The organism is Sphingomonas sp. CFBP 13720 (genome assembly GCF_014842075.1).
Taxonomy (GTDB): Bacteria; Pseudomonadota; Alphaproteobacteria; order Sphingomonadales; family Sphingomonadaceae; genus Sphingomonas.
Window position 1 is genome coordinate 234,694 of the sequence record NZ_JACYVA010000005.1, and the last position, 17,459, is coordinate 252,152.

Here is a 17,459-nt window from a genome sequence, read left to right on the forward strand (position 1 = left end):
CCGCGCTTCCGCGTGAAAACCAGCTTCTTTCCGCGCGCCCGCACGACGACCCAACTTCCCTTCGCGCTTTTGCGTGAACCAACCCAACTTCCCTCCGCACCTCCGCGTGAACCAACCTCCCCCTCGACACCGCCACAAATCCCGATAGCCTGCCCGAAAACCGGGGGACCCGAACCATGCGCCGACTGCTAGCCGCCACCTGCCTGATCGCCGCGACGCCCGCAGCCGCCGAACCCGACTGGGCGCCCGCCGTCCGTGCCGACTATACCGCGTCGCTCGGCAGCATGTGGGACTGGTTCCATCGCAACCCCGAACTGTCGTTCCGCGAGACGAGGACCGCCGCGCGCATGGCGACCGAACTCCGGGCCGTCCCCGGCATGACCGTGACCGAAGGAGTCGGCGGCACCGGAGTCGTCGGTGTGCTGAAGAACGGCGCCGGCCCGACCATCCTGCTGCGCGCCGACATGGACGGACTGCCGGTCGAGGAGAAATCGGGCCTGCCCAACGCCAGCAAGGCGCGTCAGGTCGGGGTCGACGGGGTCGAATCGCCCGTGATGCACGCCTGCGGCCACGACACGCATATCACGGCGATGGTCGGCACCGCACGACGGCTGGCGGCGCTCAGGGATCGCTGGCACGGCACGATCGTGTTCGTCGTCCAGCCGGCGGAGGAACGCGTCGGCGGCGCGGCGGCGATGATGAAGGACGGCCTCTACACCCGCTTCCCCAAACCCGACTATGCGCTGGCGTTCCACGTCGGGGCCGGGCTGGCGTCGGGCAAGATCAGCGCGTCCGAAGGCATCCAGTATTCGTCCGCCGATTCGGTCGACATCACCGTCCCCGGCATCGGCGCGCATGGGGCCAGCCCGCATGCCGGCAAGGACCCGGTCTACATGGCGTCGCAACTGGTGATCGCGTTGCAGGGCCTCATCAGTCGCGAACGCGCGCCGCTCGACCCTGGGGTCATCACGGTCGGCGCGTTCCATGCGGGCACCAAGCACAACATCATCGGCGACGAGGCGAAGTTACAGGTGACGGTGCGCGCCAATGACGAGGCGACGCGCAAGGAACTGCTCGACGGCATCCGCCGCGTCGCCGCCGGGATCGGTACGCTGAACGGCATGCCCGCGAACCGGATGCCGATCGTGAAGGTCAGCGAAGGCACGCCCACGACGATCAACGACGCAGCGCTCGCCCGCCGGCTGAACGCGGTGATGGCCACGACGCTGGGCGCGACCAACGTCGAGCCGTTCGAACAGGGCGGCATGGGCGCGGAGGACTTCGCCTATCTGATCGAACCCAATACCAAGGTACGCGGCTATTATTTCGCGGTCGGCGGCACCCCCGCCGCCGACATCGCCGCCGCGCGGGCGGGTGGTCCGCCGATCCCGTCGCATCACAGCCCGCTGTTCCGCATCACCCCCGAACCGGCGATCGTGACCGGCACGATCGCGATGACGGCGGCGGTACTCGACCTGATGGGACCGTCCGCCAGATAGGCTGTCCGCGTGATAGGCGATCGGGCGGAGCAGCCGCCTCGAATCAGGATGAAAACAAGAGAGAACCGTTCATCCTGAGTAGCCATTGAGCCTGTCGAAATGGCGTATCGAAGGACCGCCGCGGGATGCTTTGATACGGGTCTTCGTCTTCGCCGTCCCTTCCATTCGGTTCGAGCCTGTCGAGAACGGGTTTTCGCGAGCGGAACGTTCCCGACACGCTCGAACCGAACGGGCGAGGACACTACCGCGCGAAGATCGACCAGTCCGCCCGGTGCGCCAGCATCTCCAGCGCACGCACGCCGAGGATCGAGTTGCCCTGCCGGTCGAGATTGGGCGACCACACCGCGATCGACGCCACCTGCGGCATGATCGCAAGGATGCCGCCGCCGACCCCGCTCTTGGCGGGCAGCCCGACGCGATAGGCGAAGTCGCCCGACCCGTCATACTGCCCGCTGGTCACCATCATCGACAGCAACCGCCGCGTCCGCTCGACCCGCGCATCGCCGGCCTCGTCGCCGGTCCGCCCGGTGCGCGTCAGGAACCGCCCCGCCTTCGCCAGCCCGATACAATCCAGTTCGATCGCGCATTGATGGACATAGGCTTCCATCACCTCGTCGATCTCCGAATGGAGATTGCCGTGATGGCGCGCAAAGCTCATCATCGCGCGGTTCAGGTCGCCCGCGGTGCGCGCGGTTTCGAGTACGGCTTCGTCCAGCGGCACGTCGTCCAGCCCGGTCTCACGCTGTACGAAGTCGATCACCGCGCTCGCCTGCCGGTCGTCGCCCAGCAGTTCGACGAGGATATCGACCACGACCAGCGCGCCCGCGTTGATGAACGGGTTGCGCGGAATGCCCCAGTTGCGTTCCAGATCGACCATCGAATTGAACGGATCGCCCGACGGTTCGCGCCCGACGCGCTTGAACACGCGGTCGCCGATCGCCTCCAGCGCCAGTTCCAGCGCGAACACCTTGGCGATGCTCTGCAACGCGAAGCGCGTATCGGCGGCACCACCGGTGTGCAGATTGCCGTCCGCCTCCAGCACCGCGATGCCGAACGGGCCGGGATCGTTGCGGACCCAGACTTCGGCCTCGCCCTCGATCGTGGCGGCGTCGGCCTGTATTTCGGAAGCGATATCGGCGACGATGCGGGAAAGGTCAGGCATGCACGGTCCCTAGAGCGTTACCGGACCAGATTGAACCACCGTCATCGCCCTGCGGGCGACCGCTGCGCGGCGGGGCGCTTTCGCCGAGATGCTGCGTTGTTCGTCGGTCACGATGCTTCGGCATCGCTTCCTCCTCACGCGTTGCACCACGCCAAAATCACCTCCGTGCCGATCGTCCAACCTGGTCCGGTAACGCTCTGGAACGCCGGGCACCGACCGTCGAGGGGCGGGTCGGTTCAGTCCTGTGCCAATGCCGCCGCCAGCCACGCCGGACGAATCGCATCGCCCAGATCGTCGATCCGGCGATGCTCCACCCGCAGGTCCAGCTCGGGATGGACGACGCGCGTCCGTGGTCCCTCCGTCACGCCCGGCACCACCACCAGCCGCCGGTTGACCGTCGATCGATAGTTCATCCGCGCGGTATTTTCCTGCCCGACATAGCAGCCCTTGGTGAAGCTTACGCCGTTCAGCTCGCGCGCATTGCACTCCAGCCACAACGTCGTCGCGTCGCCCAGTTCGGCCCGGCCCTCGGTCACGCCCAGCGCCAGCCGGTGCGCGGTCCATCCCGCCGCCGGTTCGCCCGCCCCGCCCAGCCAGCGCCGGCCCAGTTCGGGAAGACGCGGGTCGGGCGCGCCCTCCGCCCCCGCCCCGGTCGCCGACCAGTGCACGGCGATCTCGACCGGCTCGATCGTCACCGCGCGGCGCAGGCGGTACATCGTCAGCCGGCGTGCCAGCGCCTCCGCCGCATCGCGTTCGCAATCGATCAGCACCGCATCGCCGTCGTGCCACATCACGAAATCGAACAGCACCTTGCCCTGCGGCGACAACAGTGCCGACCAGGCCGGACCGGCGGCCAGCGTCGCGACGTCCTGCGTCACCAGCCCCTGCAGGAAATCGCGTGCATCTGGCCCGCCGACGCGCAGAACCGCGCGGTCGGCCAGCCGGCTTCCCGGGGTGGTCATGGTCATCCCGAACAGGTAGGAAAGCGGCTCGTGGCGACAAGAGGCGGCTTTGACGACCTTCGATACCAAGCTCACCGGTGGCACGGTCCACCTTCCCGGCGGCCCGGCACAGGTCGATATCGGCATTCGGGACGGCCGCATCGCGGGGATCGGCATTGCCGGCGATGCGGGCGCGACGATCGACTGCACCGGGCTGGATATCCTGCCCGGCGTCATCGACACGCAGGTGCATTTCCGCGAACCGGGGCTGGAGCACAAGGAAGACCTTGCCAGCGGATCGGTGGCGGCGGTGATGGGCGGCGTGACCGCCGTGTTCGAAATGCCGAACACCAAACCCAATACCGACAACGAAGACGCGATCGCCGACAAGCTGGCGCGTGCGAAGGGCCGCATGTGGTGCGACCATGCCTTCTACGTCGGTGCGACCGCGCGCAACGCGAACCATCTGGACGAACTGGAACGGCTGCCCGGCACGGCGGGGGTCAAGATCTTCATGGGATCGTCGACCGGCGATCTGCTGGTATCCGAAGATGCCGACCTGTTGCGCGCGCTGCGCTCGGGCCGGCGGCGCGTCGCGATCCATGCGGAGGACGAAACCCGCATGATCGCGCGGGAGGGCGAACGGATTGCGGGCGACCCCGCATCGCATCCCGTCTGGCGCGACGATGAAAGCGCACTGATCGCGACAAAACGTATTCTGCGCCTCGCACGCGAAGCGGGGCGTCGCGTCCATGTGCTGCACGTCACGACCCCGGCCGAGCTGGAATTACTGGGCGCGAACAAGGACATCGCTTCGTGCGAAGTCACGCCGCAGCATCTGACGCTGGCCGGCGAAGAAGCATATCCGCGCCTCGGCACCTACGCCCAAATGAACCCCCCCATCCGTTCGGGCGCGCATCGCGACGGGCTGTGGCACTGGCTGCGACAGGGCGTGCCCGACGTCGTCGGCTCGGACCATGCGCCGCATACCGTCGAGGAAAAGGCGAAACGCTATCCCGCCAGCCCCAGCGGCATGCCCGGCGTCCAGACGCTGTTGCCGCTGTTGCTCGACCATGTCGCGCAGGGGCGGCTCACGCTGCCCCGCCTGATCGATCTGACCAGCGCGGGCGCGCAGCGGATTTTCGGACTGGCGGGCAAGGGGCGCATCGCGTTCGGCTATGACGCCGATTTCACCATCGTCGACCTGAAGGCGCGGTGGACGGTCGAACAGTCCTGGCTGGCGTCGCGGTCCGGCTGGTCGCCCTTTACCGGCGACACGCTCATCGGTCGCCCGATCGGCACGATCGTGCGCGGCCGCACCGCGATGTGGGAGGCCGAACTGGTCGGCGAGGCGCAGGGCGCACCGGTCCGCTTCGAATCGACCGCGTTCGGCTGAACTGTCCGGGTCCGGGCCTGAGCGGATGCGCGCCAGATAGGGTGCGCATCCGCCCGCCCCTGCCTGTATAGATCGCTACGAACATCGCGTCCGGCAGCGACCGGCTAAGCAACGACCTTGCCGCCTTTGCCGCCGAACGTCCCGGTACGGGATCGCCGCACGCCGTGCCGGGGGCAGCGGCGCTCGTGCATCCTCCTTCATGAAGACCGAAGCGCGCGAGTATCTCGGATGGTCATCCGCCCGCGTCCGTCAGCGGCTCAGAACGGCAGCCACTTCTGCTTCTCGCTGAACCGCATATACCCGACGTTCGCGCCCAGTCGCCAACCAACCCCAAGCCGTACCGGGATCAGCACCGTATTCCCGCGTCGCAGATAGCTGGCCGAGAAGCCGCCGACGAAATAGGCCCGCCCTTCGGCTGCGGGAAACCGGCGATACAGTTCCTGCGAATCATACAGGTTGTAGACCAGCACGAACACCTTGGTCGCGTCGCCGCCGACATCGAAGCCGACCGACGGCCCGGTCCAGTAGACGGTGCGCTGCCCCTCGATCTTGTGGTTCATCACCCCCGAGCCATAGCGCAGCCCGACCACGAATGCGCCGGCCGCCTCCCGCCCGGCAATATAGGCGTTGGGCTTGCCCTGATCCTTCAGGATATTTTCCATGATCCCGGCCAGGCCTTCGGCCCCGCGTCCGAACACGCCCTCTGCCGCACCGATCAGGTCGTCGCGCTCGAACGTGTCGTCCGCCGCGCTGGTGGCGGATGCGCCCGGCTGGGTCGGGGCAGGCGTCGCCGGGGCGGGCGGCACCGTCTGATCGGGTACATAGGCCGGGGGCACGTCGGCCTGACGCGCCGGTGCAGGCGCAGCCGGCGCGGGGGCAGGCGCCAGATCGGCGTCGATCGCGTCGTTGGGATCGACGGTACGCACCTGCGCCTGCGCCGGTGCCGCCAGCATCGTGAGCGGCAGCAGCCACCCGATCCATCGTCCCATTCCGATACTCCCCGCAACCCGCATCATGCCGCATGATAGCCGCGTCCGCCCTTGCCCCGCAATGAACGCGCGTTCGATCGCGAACGATTTACCATCAATGTTGGTGGTTGATCGCCGACGCAGGCCTCGCTATAGGCCCGCTCTCCGGGGGCGAACGCCCTTGGGAGACGTGGGTGAGTGGCTGAAACCAGCGGTTTGCTAAACCGCCGTAGGGGGATTACTCCTACCGAGGGTTCGAATCCCTCCGTCTCCGCCAATATGGCAAAAAAATCCCGCAAAATTAGTAGTTTAGCCGGTTTAGAAGATGCTGGCCAACGTACGGGCCAACAATCGACTAGCAAAGACTTTGCGCACTAAACTGCTGCGCTGGGCACCGACTCACCGATAGAAAAATAATTCCTAGCGCGCGCTTCAAGCAGCGCATTTCCCAAACCGCTGCAGAGGCCGGCTTCCACGCCTTCGAAGACACCGGCAGCTACAACTGCGCGCATCAGGGCGCCAATGTAGCAGGGGTTTTCCGTTTGGTGCGTTAACGCCATTAGATCCCGAGCAATTGCACGGCCTCGCTCGCAGTTCTCACTATAATCTCCAGTCCTATTCGGAGCCCATCCCGCTCTTATCGCATTGATAATAATCATTACGTTCTCCTCCGTCAGTGTGCATCCTTAACATACCCAAGACGTAAATCATGTAAATACCTTTGAGCCAAAATATTTACTCACTATATTAGTGATATTTGGACGGCATACTTTCTCTTAACTAGGTAAACATAATAGTGACCTGCTACGAAGGTAATCAATACTCAGGCCGTGCCACAGTGTATAAACCCCCAGATGCTTACTGGCTTCCGTTATACACGCGTTGGCTCGACATGCTGAAGCATGACCAACTTAGTCGCTATCCTCGCGAACGATGTGATCCCCCACCTGCGGACCGTTCCCGAGTCCGTCATCCGGGAGGTCATTCAACTAAACCTCCCCAGCATCGTAATTCAGGCGTATCACCCGATTCAGGCGGGCGAAGCTATTTCAAAGCCGTTCGAGTTGATCACGCGAGTCATCGCGAACGACGAGAACATTCAGCTCGATATGGTCCGCCAAGGATCGGATCTCACCGAAGAACAGATTCAGGCGCTTGAGCCCTCCGCCCTGCTTGCGGCTTGCGTCGAAGTTTATGACTTCCTCGTCTGCGTTTACGGCACCAAAGACCTAACCAACATACTGCTCGACGAACTGTGGCCATTCCTTCCGGGCTTGCCGCGTGGTGCCGCAGCATGACGACCCGCAATACCGATGTGAACCTGATCGTCCGCGCCCGCACGGAGGGTGAGCGCGCGATTGCAGGGCTCGGTAACGTACTCGAGACGCTCTACAACGACGCGCGTCACGGTACGAGCGACCTGGCAGAACTTGGCAAGACGCTGGGCGCGCTCGACCGGGCGGCCGGGACGATCTCCGGTTCGATGACCAAGGCGGGTGAAGCGATCGATCGTCAGCGCGCGTCGCTGGCCGAGAGCAACGCCGCCTATGGCGCACTGCTGCGGCAGCAAGCCGAGGCACAGCGCGTGCTGAACGGCTTCGGCGAACAGGCCAATAGCGGGTTCGTCGGCCCGCGCACCCGAGCGTTCACCGAGCAGTACGCGGCGGTGAAGGCGGAAGTCGATCGCCTCAGCTCGTCGATCACGAACCTCTACAGCAAGATCGGGACGCAGAGTGCCCAGATTGATGGTAGCCGTTCGTCCCTGCTGAACCTCAGCGCGACCAGCACGGCAGTCAAGCAGGCGCAGGCCGAAGCCGCCGCGCAGATCGAATTGACCACCGGCGCGATGCAGCGGCAGGCCGAGGAGAGCCGCCGCGCCGCAGCCGCGCAGACGTTCTACAACAACAAGGCGTCGCCCGCTCTCAATCGCGGCCCGGCCACCGAGAACGGTGCAGGGTTCGAAGCGCTGTTCGCCAACCTGCAACGCCTGGAAGGTGAGGCCGCGCGCGCCAGTCGGGCGATCGATCCGGTAAAGACTGCGATCCGTGACGCCGAACGCGCGATCAAGGATGTGCACGACGCCGCGCGCAACGGGATCATCTCGTCGGATGACGCGATCATCCGTGAGCGCCAGCTTCGCAACGAACTCGACCTGACGATCGCGAAGATCGCCGAAGGTGCGACGCGCGCTCGCGAGGCACGCAAGAACGCCGTCACCGAATATCAGGCGCTGATCAACTCGGTCACGGGTGTCACCGGCACCCGCGCCAAGGACAACGGCGCGACGTTCGAAGCACTTGATCGCCGGGAAGCCGAGACGGAGCGGCTGCAGCGCGCCCAGCGCGCCCGTGAGGCAGCAGCGATCCGTGAGGCGGCAGAACGGAACAGCGGCGTCACCGGTCCGCGTGCCAAGGACAACGGTGCGACGTTCGAAGCGCTGGCATCGAAGGCGGCGACGGATGCGGATGCGCAGGCGCACCGCGAAGCCGCGTTCGCCTATGGCCAGTTCGAGGCGGCGGCGCGGCGCGGTGCGGCGGCGATGCGGGAAAAGGATGCGGCGACCGAGCGTGACGCTGCGGCCGTGCAGCACCTGCGTGACGTACTCAACCCGCTGGTCACGATCCAGAACCGGTTCAACACCGAACTGGAAAAGTACCGGAAGCTCGCGCAGGACGGCAAGATCAGCACGGACGAACTGGCCAAGGCCGAAGTCCATCTGAAAGAGGAAGCCGAGCGGGCGAAGCGCGCCATGGAGGCCGGCGCGAACGGCGGGCGTGGCCTGTTCGGTCTGCGCCCGTACGAGTTGCAGAACCTGTCGTACCAGATCAACGACGTGGTTACGGGCCTCGCCTCCGGGCAGCGGTTCGGGCAGGTCGTGGCGCAGCAGGGCGGGCAGATCCTGCAGTTGTTCCCGAAGGTCGGCGGAGCCGTGGTCGGCGCGCTGACCAACCCGTTGATCCTTGCCGGCGTCGCGACCTTCGCCGCACTGGCCGTGGCGATCAACCGGTCGGTGGAGGAAGCCGAGCGGCTGCGCGATATCGGCGCAGACCTGACGCTGTCCGCCGATGGTGGCATCTACGACGCGGACAAGCTGGACGGATCGGCGAAGGCGCTGCGCAATTACGGCGCGTCGATCGAGGACGCGACCAGTGCGGTGAAGGTCTTCGCATCGGCCGGCATCAACCCTGACCAGATCGACGCGTTCGCCCGCTCCGCCCAGAACATGGCGGACGTGACCGGGTCGAAGGTGCCCGAAGCCGCGAAGAAACTGGCGGACAGTTTCACCGGCGGATACGAAGCAATCGCCAAGCTGGACGACGAACTGAACTTCCTCAGCGTCACCCAGCGCCAGTCGATCAAGGACGCGTTCGAAGACGGCAACGCGCAGACCGCGCGTGCGAACGCGTTCCAGATCCTGACCGCCAAGCTGGAAGAAGCGGCGCAGATCCAGCGCGGTCCGGCGACCGAGGCGACACGATCGCTGCGCAAGGGATACAACGATCTCGTCGACTCCCTATCGAACACGGCGCCGGTCGTCGCGCTGATCGACCTGTTCGCCAAGCTGGGCGACGGTATCTCGCGCGCGACCGGTAATGCGGCGGCGTTCACCACGGTGCAGGCGCGCACGCAGCGCATACTGGAACTGCAACGCGAGATCGCCAGCCTCGAGCAGTACGATCGCGATATTGGCCGTGACACGGTGGCGAACCCGAACGGCATCGTTGCGGCGCGCAAGTCCGAACTGGCCCAGTTGCAGGATCAGCAGCAGCGTGAACAGCGGGCGGCAGCGCAGGGGGCGGCAGACACCCGCGCCCGCGACCGTGAAGCACAGCGTAAGGCCGACCTGCGCGTGAACGACCAGCGTGAACGCCAGCAGACGCAGACGGACCGCCTTCTGGCGACCGAGCGCGGCATCACCACCGAGGCCGAGAAACAGCGCCGGCTGCGCGTCGCCGAGCGCAGCGCCCGTGAACAGATCGAGAGCTCGAACCCCAACGCGTCCGATGCCGCGAAGAACGGGTTCGTAGCCGCAGCACTGGAAACCGAGCGCCTATCCATACGACGGGAGGAAGCGCAGCAGGCCGAACGGCGGAAGCGGGAGCAGGAGCAGGCAGCGCGCGAGCGGGCCCGGCTTGCCCGGCAGACGCGCTTCGTCGACCCGGTGGAAGGCCGCATCTCGTCGGGTTTCGGCGCGCGCCGGAGTCCGGGCGGCGTCGGATCGACGTTCCACCGCGGCATTGATTATGCGGTGCCGACCGGCACGAACGTCCGTGCGCCCGCCGCCGGTGTGGTGATCGATACCGGTTACGACGCGAAACTGGGCAAGTACGTCCTGATCGACCACGGCAACAAGACGCAGTCGAAGTTCGGCCACCTGAGCAACAACACCGTCGTGAAGCCCGGTCAGGACGTGGCGCAGGGTCAGTTGATCGGCAAGTCCGGCAACACCGGGTCCGCGACGACCGGCGCACACCTGCACTATACCGTGCTGGTGAACGGCAAGCCGGTCGACCCGCGCAAGGGTATATTCGTCGGCGATGGCCCCGCGCGGTTCGAGGTCGATCGTGGCGAAGCGGTTCAGGATTACGAGGAGGCAGAGGAAGCCCGCAAGAACCGGCAGGACAACTTCAACTTGTCGGTCCGGCAGGAAGCCGACGAGCGCGAGCGGATCATCAAGCAGCTTCAGCAGCAGGAAGGTCTGAGCGGTGCTGCCCTTTTCGCGGAACAGCGGCGGCAGGAACAGATCGAAGCCGAAGCCAATCTGCGCAAGAACGTCGAGAACGCCAATCGCAACCTTGATCCCGGTCTCGCGCCGATCGTGATCACCGACGAAATGGTAGCGCGGGCGCGCGACCTGGCGGGAACGCTGTTCGACCTTCAGCGTGCGCAGGATGCACTGGACGACCGGCTTGAACAGGCCAACCGTCCCCTCGACGCACTGGAAGAACAGCGCGACGTGCTGATCGAGCAGCGCGACCTGATGCGTTCGATTGGCGACTTCAAAGCCGCATCGGCGATCGACGTTCAGATCTCGAAACTGGGCGTCAGCATCGGGGATGCGTACGACAAGCTGATCGAGTTCTACCGGGCGCTCAGCCCCGCGGATCGGGTCCGCCTCGGCATTCTCGACGACGCGCAACTGGAGCTGGTGATCGCCAAGTTGCAGCGTGCGAAGACCGCGGCGAAGGATTTCAGTGGCGCTCTATTTGGAGGACGCGTCACATTCCGTCAGTTTGTGGACGCGTTCGCGGACAGCGCGACTGACGCCTTCGTTGGGTTCATAAAGAACATTTCGGAAGGCGACGGCGTGTTCAAATCGTTCGGCCGTGCGATCAAGGAGTTCGCCGCCACGTTTGCTGCTGCTATCGGGCAGATGATCGTAAAGGCAATTGCGTTCGCGGCGGCGCTACAGGTGCTGTCGGTTATTACCGGCATTCCTGCGTCACAGTTGGCGGCAGGCCTTTCGGCGGCTTCCGCCGGTGTGCACCACGCTGGTGGGATCGCAGGGTCTGCCGGCGGCGTGAAGCGCAGTGTCGCGTATGATACGTTCCAAGGTGCCATGCGGTATCACACGGGCGGTATTGCCGGGCTCGCTCCGGACGAAGTGCCCGCGATCCTGAAGCGTGGCGAGGAAGTGCTGACTGAAGGCGATCCGCGCCACCGAGCGAATGGCGGCGGTCAGGGTGGCGGGGGGGAGCGGATGTCCGTTCGGAATATCAACCTGTTCGATTATGCGGACGTAGCCGAGCAGATGCTCACGACGAAGGCCGGCGAGCGCGCGGTCCTCAATATCGTGAAGAAGAACAGTCGCAGCTTGAAGGGCTGAACGACCAAACGCCCTGCCCCGCCGCGGAACTTCCGTAACCTTCACCGCTTATTTCGCCGTTCACAGCCCTGCCGTTCTGGATGACGCCGCACGCGCAGAAAAAATCGAGGGCGCGGACCAATCGTCCTGAAGGATGACTCCCGAAACGGCGGAGGCAGATAGCTACGTGGCAATGAGAGACTTCGCGCAGTTCGGCGGCGCGATGGTGACATTCGACACCTCCGCTGTCGTTTTATATGCACCCCATGCGGGTGGAGCCGGCACGAAGGTGATTCTAGGACCGGTTGAAAATTGGACCGAGTTACATCTTGATGCTGATTACGGAACGATCAGAAGCTTGATTATGGGAGGTGATGCCTAGCGCGCCACTCGACATTGCCGACCGTGGAAATACTAGCCCGCCGGAATGGACCGGCGGGCTAGTCGTTTGTGGGGCGTATGACGCACGACGGCACTTCTGGGGTTGGACGGGCGGTTGCGCGAGCGCGGGCGTGGCGTCAGCATGCCGGTGCCGCTCGGGGTGCTGATGCACGCGATCGTTGAAGCGATGTTCGTCAGTTAGGCACGCTGCAAACAAGCGCTGACAAAGGCGGAAACACGGACGTGTTAGGCGTAAAGACGGCTACCGCGCGCATTCAAAGCTAACCGCTGCCGTGCCAAATCATCGACCTGTCGAAGAGCCGACGTCAGATCACCGTGTCCGAATCGTGCCTTCACCGCCGCAGCGATCGCACGCTCTTCGTCCCGATCGAGTTGCTCGATCGGATCCTGTTCTGGTCCAAATCTCATGGGCGGTGGCTCCTTGCTCAGATTTCGTACCATGCAATTTTCAACGCGCCAAGATCATACTTCGCTCCGAGCGAACGCCACAGCGGCGAGGCCGGTCATGCGTGCAATAAGCCGAACGGTGTCGACTGCCTGCACCTGCTTGTTCCCAGGGTCGCGCCGAAACCGGCCCGGGCAGCTCGTAGATGCAGCAACGACACCCCATATTTGGGCGGGATCGCCAGTACGGATCGGCACAGCCGCCATGGATCGGTACCGAGCAGCATCGTACTCCCGCCGCTTCTCTTGAGGCACCGTAAATTGGTCAAGGACGTCAGTCACAGTACCGTCTGGCACGATCACAGGCTGCTCAGTAGCCCAAGCGCGTCCTACGAACCCTTCGTTCTCTTTCCAAGTTCTTGCTAATGCAGGCGGTGGCAGTTGACCGGCACGCATCGCAGCAATTCGGACCAACTCGTCACCATTTACTTTGAAAACGGAAATGGCCCATTCTTCGTCGATGCCAAACCCAATGGACATAAGGACGAGCCGTTTGGCATTTTCGAGCATTGCTTGAGTTGTTTCGTGGGCATCCGCTGCAGGAATAAGAAGGGATTGCTCCAGCGTCTCTCGCATGGATCGATTGGCATCAATCAAAGCCAGCCGCTTCTGGTCCAGCGCGAATAGTCCCTCGATCTGAGACATAAATTTATCACGTTCATCTAGAAACGTTTGCGCTTCGCCTTCTAAGGCGGCAGCTCGAGCAAGCAACTCCGTGGCTTCGTCCTGGATAAAGAACAGTAGCATGCCGCCAACAAAAACGAGAAAGACGCCAGCCCAGACGCATAACCCTTTAACAGTCAGTATGCCTGTGCCAGCACTTGGGATTAATCCCCCTTCCATTGCGCCACCTACCGCGGCTAGCGCGCCGCCGCCAAGTACGCAGACAATGTTAATCCATCTTTGAAAACGCCTTGCCCGCCTGACTAACGTGAGGCCCTTCCGCATGAGCGCATCGCGATGGACCCGTAGTCGATGTCTCGCGTCGTCCAAGAAGCGTCTCCCCCAGTAAGTTTCAGGCGCCCTTCGTCATCACACTGTTATGGTCGTCGCGTGGACGAGGCAACATGGGCGTAGCCACAGCCGCATTGAAGCGAGCTGGACCATGGTAGGGAAGTTGCTGCGGGCTTGTCGTAGACAGTGGCGACGCGGCGGAAGTGCTTCAGCTTAGAGAAGAAGCGCTCGATCAGGTTGCGTTCCCGATAGAGCCGTTTGCTGAAGCAGCGCTTCCAACGCCGGTTGCTCTTGGATGGCATATTTGGTGTGCCTCCTTGCTCCTCGATCATCCCACGGATGCAGTCAGCATCATATGCCTTGTCCGCCGGGACGATAGTTTGCGGGCCGAGATGATCAAGCAGCGTGTCAGCGACTTGGCCGTCGTGAGCCTGTCCTGCCGTCAGGCTGGGCCGGATCGGCAGCCCTTGCGCATCGACGACTGCGTGGACTTTGGTCGTGAGCCCGCCTCGGGAGCAGCCGAGACAACGATCTCGATCCCCCTTTTTGCCGTCGCGGCCTGCTGGTGGGCGCGAACGGACGTGCTGTCGATCATCTGGATTTCGCCGTCATAGGCGGCAGTGATGGCGTCCATCATCCGATCCCAGACGCCAGCCTTCCGCCATCAAACGCAGCGATTGTAGCAAGTGGTGCGCGGGTAGCGCTCGGGGAGATCACGCCACGGCGCACCGGATCGCAGCACCCAGAAGATGCCGTTCAGCACGCGGCGATTTTCGACGCGCGGCACGCCTCGCGGCTTACTGGGCAGAAGCGGCTCGATTAAACGCCACTCGAAATCGGTCAGGTCATATCGGCTCATGCCGTTTCTGAATCAGAAATCGATGGCTTGTGAAAGGCTCGATAAATCAAACCTTGTGCACCTTAGCCATGCGCCGTTACCGCCACGCGATGGACGGATTAATGATCCACGCTGGCGCTTGCGATTTTTGCGACCATCAGGGCTGGCTTGGTTTCTACCTTTGCGGTGATCAGGAGACCATCGTCTTGCTCTGCGACGAGTGCGACACAGTATATTTGTCTCCACTAGACAAAAATTGAGGAAGTCCCGTGCGGTTGGGCGATGCCCCAGAATATTGCGTTGAAGCGCTGAACGTTTCCACCGCAGGCGGGTGGGATGCGACGCGCGCCGAAGTGGCTGCGAAAGGATGGGACGCCTATGTCGAGGGCGAATATGCCTATCACGTCTGAGTTCACGACCTAGTAAAGCACTGCGCAGTTTCTGAACCCAAGCCGCGACAGCCTACTACTAGGCGCAAAACCGCAATAACAAGCTGAGCGCACTCGCTAAGTATTCGCCTGTATTCTACTTGAACAGCGGAAAAACTATATCACCTCCGAACACCTTCCCAGACAATCCGGGAACCACAACAGCAACCTCACTTACCATGCCCTTGGAAATTATTGTATCGCTTGGCGCAGACGCTTTGAATGCCTGCCATACTCTCGAAGACATTAGAATGGGCGGCGCGTATGGACGAACCGTCTCGGTCGTGTCGTGAACATAAACCGCCCGATATTCGGGGTCTTGGTAGCGTAGTTGGTAGCTAGGATAGCCGGTGTCTGTTAGCTTTTGTACGAACTCGTGCGGCCATTCCCATTCGCTCATCCAATCGGTTTTTCCAGTGAACAAGTTCGGTCGTTCGTAAACGATGAGAAGCTTTTTAAGCGAGGAATATTCTCCCGCCTTGTTCGCAGCATCGGTTAACTTCGATGCTAAGTTCGCTGGCTTCCCAAGCCAAACTAGATTGCGATAGTTGCTTTGATCAACGCCGTTTTTACGAATGCCAGTCTTCGTAACAAGCATCTTGCCAGAATCGATACCAAGTCCAAACGTCACCTCTCCACTAGCGAAATGCTTATTAATGACGTACTTGGCTACGGAGTTCATCAACACCGCGCAATTCACGGCGTTGGAGAAGGCGTCCTCCTCATCGAACAAGACCATCACTCGATCGCCAATAATTCCCCTAACGTGCCCTTTGTAATAACGAGCGCAACGGGTCATACACCTGACAAATGTTGAGTACAGCTTGGCAACAGTCTGTGGCTTAAGTCTCAGACTCAACTCAGTAGAACGACGCATATCGATGTAAAGTACACACGTGTCTACCAACTTACATAATTGCCTCTTTTCGTCTAGGTTTGGAAAAGTGATCTTTGAATCACCAGAATGCGGAACAATTTTTGTCGCAGTGACCTCAACCGTGAAATCTTTGCCAAGAATTGTTTCCGCTTCTTGGATAAGACTGTCTCTAAAAGCGGCCATACTCACTTTGCAAATTCTCCCGCAAATCGGATTGCAAATATGAAGACGTACTTAGCTGCCGGAATAGCTAGGACAACGATTGCTGCCAAAGCAAACCAGCAAGCGAACTTAAATTGTTTAAATTTCCTATTTGCAATCGTGCTATTCACATGGATCTGACACGTTAGGTCGGTAGCATAACTTTCCGTCAGTGTGTCATTCTCGATTGGCATATACTGGTCTCGAAACCGGCTGGCGACGTTCTCAATGGGGATGGCGGCGATATCGCCAAAGAATACTAAATTCAGCGGGCGAGCGATTGCCTGCTCTCCTCGGAAAAATTTGCTTAATGAAATACGTGGGAGAAACGAGAAAATTGCGATAACGGCTGCCGCAATAAACAGGCATCCTGCGACAGGCAGGTAGCTGGCGTACTGCGCAGACGCCCCCCCGTCTTTTGCAAGCGCGTTCCCGATCGCAACCGCCCACGCCGAGGAGAAAGCCAGAAGCGCCGCATTTTTCGCTTCAGCAAATTTCACCCAGTCGTTCACGCGAGAAAAGGTCGCAGTCAGTACCTTTTCATACGCCTCTTGTTGGTCGTTTTTCGCCATTGCCGTATCCCAAGCCCTTTGGGTTTCCAGCATAGTAGATGACGAAATATTGGTCTATGCTCGAGTCGAGCATCAGACCCCAGGCTTAGGACACGGCCCACGGCTGACCTACGTCCTAAACCATTTGTTACGTGGTAATTAGCTGACGGATGCCATGCATCCTTACGGCGCTTCTCTCTGCGAATGTCAGTTGCGTTGCAATCGGCGTTGACCGAAAAATGTGCGAGGGCAGTCGCTATTTGGAGAGGCCATCATGGCGTTGAAGGACGATCTGGAGGCGGAAGTAGCTAAGATTTTTCGCGAGCAATGGTCCACCCGAGACGGGCAGGTCGTGCCGACTCCCGGTGATATCAAGCTAGGAAACGACGCCGTCAAGTTGAGAGGAACGGTACTCTACGCTGATCTTTCAGAATCAACGGCGATGGTTCAATCAAAACGGGACTCATTCTCTGCAGAGGTCTATAAGACTTTTTTGCATTGCGCAGCGAAGATTATCAAGGAGTTTGGTGGTGTAATTACAGCTTACGATGGCGATCGTATTATGGCGGTCTACCTTGGCAATTTCAAAAATACGAATGCTGTGAAATCATCCCTCAAAATCCACTCTGCTCGACGTCACATTATTCAGCCCGCATTGACCAAGCAATATCCGAATGAATCTTTCACGCTGAAGCACGTAGTTGGGATAGACACGTCCGATCTGTTCGTTGCCCGGACGGGGGTAAGAGGTGACAACGACTTGGTTTGGGTGGGCCGGGCCGCCAATTGGGCTGCGAAGCTCAGCGACCTTCCCAACTCTCATGCAACTTGGATTTCAGCGGCAGTCCACGATAAAATGAACGATACCGTCAAGAAGGCGGGTGACGGGCAAAACATGTGGGAACAGCAAACTTGGACGGCGCAGGACGACGCAAGGATCTACCGATCGGATTTCTGGTGGAGGCTGTAACCATCAGCCTTTCACTTTGCTT

At 61.8% G+C, this 17,459-nt stretch carries 13 protein-coding genes, 1 tRNA gene and 1 pseudogene; 7 read left to right on the forward strand and 8 right to left on the reverse strand.

Annotated elements, in window-relative coordinates; translation table 11 throughout:
- Positions 1–176 precede the first annotated feature (176 nt).
- Entirely contained in the window at positions 177–1,499 is a 1,323-nt protein-coding gene (locus IFT55_RS12390) for an amidohydrolase (RefSeq protein ID WP_192092447.1), read from the forward strand.
- Positions 1,500–1,740: 241 nt separating this feature from the next.
- On the opposite strand, the gene glsA is transcribed toward IFT55_RS12390, so the two are convergent.
- Entirely contained in the window at positions 1,741–2,661 is a 921-nt protein-coding gene (gene glsA, locus IFT55_RS12395; protein ID WP_192092449.1) for a glutaminase A, read from the reverse strand.
- A 236-nt stretch (positions 2,662–2,897) separates the two neighbouring features.
- On the reverse strand, positions 2,898–3,629 hold the full coding sequence (gene ygfZ / locus IFT55_RS12400) for a CAF17-like 4Fe-4S cluster assembly/insertion protein YgfZ (protein WP_192092451.1): 732 nt from the start codon (positions 3,627–3,629) through the stop codon (positions 2,898–2,900).
- Positions 3,630–3,672: 43 nt separating this feature from the next.
- Between ygfZ and IFT55_RS12405 the strand changes: the two genes are divergently transcribed.
- On the forward strand, positions 3,673–4,998 hold the full coding sequence (locus IFT55_RS12405; RefSeq protein WP_192092453.1) for a dihydroorotase: 1,326 nt from the start codon (positions 3,673–3,675) through the stop codon (positions 4,996–4,998).
- Between the two features lie 257 nt (positions 4,999–5,255).
- Here the strand turns inward: IFT55_RS12405 and IFT55_RS12410 are convergent, their stop codons facing one another.
- Positions 5,256–5,987 carry a DUF1134 domain-containing protein gene (locus tag IFT55_RS12410; RefSeq protein ID WP_192092455.1) on the reverse strand — a complete coding sequence of 244 codons (732 nt, stop codon included), beginning with the start codon at positions 5,985–5,987 and terminating at the stop codon, positions 5,256–5,258.
- A 163-nt stretch (positions 5,988–6,150) separates the two neighbouring features.
- Here IFT55_RS12410 and IFT55_RS12415 point away from each other — a divergent pair.
- The 3 genes from IFT55_RS12415 to IFT55_RS12425 all read left to right on the forward strand — a co-directional run bounded on the left by IFT55_RS12415 (position 6,151) and on the right by IFT55_RS12425 (position 11,793).
- Positions 6,151–6,243 (forward strand) — tRNA-Ser (locus IFT55_RS12415).
- A 625-nt stretch (positions 6,244–6,868) separates the two neighbouring features.
- The gene (locus IFT55_RS12420; RefSeq protein ID WP_192092457.1) at positions 6,869–7,264 is read left to right on the forward strand and encodes a hypothetical protein; all 396 of its coding nucleotides are present in this window, start codon (positions 6,869–6,871) and stop codon (positions 7,262–7,264) included.
- Positions 7,261–11,793: a peptidoglycan DD-metalloendopeptidase family protein gene (locus tag IFT55_RS12425; protein ID WP_192092459.1), complete on the forward strand. Its 4,533-nt coding sequence runs from the start codon at positions 7,261–7,263 to the stop codon at positions 11,791–11,793. The genes IFT55_RS12420 and IFT55_RS12425 overlap by 4 nt, the downstream gene beginning before the upstream one ends.
- 606 nt (positions 11,794–12,399) lie before the next feature.
- Here IFT55_RS12425 and IFT55_RS12430 read toward each other — a convergent pair.
- From IFT55_RS12430 to IFT55_RS12440, 3 genes and pseudogenes are all read right to left on the reverse strand, one after another.
- Complete coding sequence (locus IFT55_RS12430; RefSeq protein ID WP_192092461.1) at positions 12,400–12,582, reverse strand: hypothetical protein; 183 nt, start codon at positions 12,580–12,582, stop codon at positions 12,400–12,402.
- A 54-nt stretch (positions 12,583–12,636) separates the two neighbouring features.
- Complete coding sequence (locus tag IFT55_RS12435; RefSeq protein ID WP_192092463.1) at positions 12,637–13,461, reverse strand: GAF domain-containing protein; 825 nt, start codon at positions 13,459–13,461, stop codon at positions 12,637–12,639.
- Positions 13,462–13,650: 189 nt separating this feature from the next.
- Positions 13,651–14,431, reverse strand: a pseudogene (locus tag IFT55_RS12440) (IS5 family transposase).
- Between the two features lie 248 nt (positions 14,432–14,679).
- Here IFT55_RS12440 and IFT55_RS12445 point away from each other — a divergent pair.
- Positions 14,680–14,820 carry a hypothetical protein gene (locus IFT55_RS12445; protein ID WP_192092465.1) on the forward strand — a complete coding sequence of 47 codons (141 nt, stop codon included), beginning with the start codon at positions 14,680–14,682 and terminating at the stop codon, positions 14,818–14,820.
- Between the two features lie 115 nt (positions 14,821–14,935).
- Here IFT55_RS12445 and IFT55_RS12450 read toward each other — a convergent pair whose 3' ends face one another.
- Positions 14,936–15,898, reverse strand: a complete 963-nt coding sequence (locus IFT55_RS12450; protein WP_249403807.1) for an adenylate/guanylate cyclase domain-containing protein — start codon at positions 15,896–15,898, stop codon at positions 14,936–14,938.
- 2 nt (positions 15,899–15,900) lie between these two features.
- A complete protein-coding gene (locus tag IFT55_RS12455; RefSeq protein ID WP_192092469.1) occupies positions 15,901–16,488 on the reverse strand; it encodes a Pycsar system effector family protein in 588 nt (195 codons plus the stop codon).
- A 253-nt stretch (positions 16,489–16,741) separates the two neighbouring features.
- On the opposite strand from IFT55_RS12455, the gene IFT55_RS12460 reads away from it, so the two are divergent.
- On the forward strand, positions 16,742–17,437 hold the full coding sequence (locus IFT55_RS12460) for an adenylate/guanylate cyclase domain-containing protein (protein ID WP_192092471.1): 696 nt from the start codon (positions 16,742–16,744) through the stop codon (positions 17,435–17,437).
- The last annotated feature ends 22 nt before the right edge of the window (positions 17,438–17,459 follow it).